Annotated in this window: 1 protein-coding gene and 1 pseudogene; both read right to left on the bottom strand. The window is 45.8% G+C overall.

All coding sequences use genetic code 11. From position 1 onward, the window contains the following. The coding region (locus R8N49_RS26725; protein WP_318190398.1) for an EAL and HDOD domain-containing protein at window positions 1-591 on the bottom strand (591 nt) is incomplete at its 3' end. A 24-nt stretch (window positions 592-615) separates the two neighbouring features. Continuing rightward, window positions 616-756: pseudogene (gene rhtB, locus R8N49_RS26720) on the bottom strand (homoserine/homoserine lactone efflux protein); the annotation flags it as partial.

The following is a 756-nucleotide window of genomic DNA, read 5'->3' as shown; positions in this document are numbered from 1 at the left end:
CGACACCAATGGCTTGCTAAAAAAGTAGCCTTGAAAGAATTTAAAACCCGCCGCTTTGGCTTGCTCAAACTCTTCTGCGGTTTCGACGCGTTCCGCTAAAAAGTGATATTTGACGCGCTTGGCGAGGTGGGTTTTAACCAGTTCACACGCTTTTTCTAGCCCCATCGCCATGATATCGAGTTTAACGATGTGCACATAAGGTAAGAAGCGACGCCACTCCGGCGTTAAGGTGAAATCATCCAGCGCGATCAAATAACCTTCTCGATATAACTCGCGAATTGCATCGAGAAGATCATCGGTAGGTTGGCAAGTCTCTAAGACTTCTACGACGATTTTGTTTTTTGGCAAGCTGCGAGGCAAACGGCGTACCAAGCTCTGATGAGGAAAGTTGATGAAGCATCGCGAAGACGCAATCACTGGGTTAGTACCCAGTGATAGAAAGTTCTCGACGATTAATCGGTATGTCGCTCGGTTTGATTCGATATGAGCGGGATAGGCGTTGCTTTCTCCATCTCTAAATAACAATTCATAACCCAGCGTCTGTCTTTTACGGTTAAAAATCGGCTGACGAGCGACATACGTTGTATTCATGCGATAGAACTACCTATAAATGGCTTAGGATTTTGCAGCCGCTAATAATGCGCCACAACCCATAAACATTGAACCGAATACTTTGTTAATTTTACCCATGATCTTGTCTGAACGGATAAAGCGTCCCATCTGCGCCGCCAACGTGGTGTAACCCAGCATTACGCA

The sequence above is a fragment of the Vibrio sp. 1978 genome (assembly GCF_033344345.1).
The sequence above is the reverse complement of the archived record's forward strand: the minus strand, read 5'-3'. Positions and strand labels throughout refer to the sequence as shown.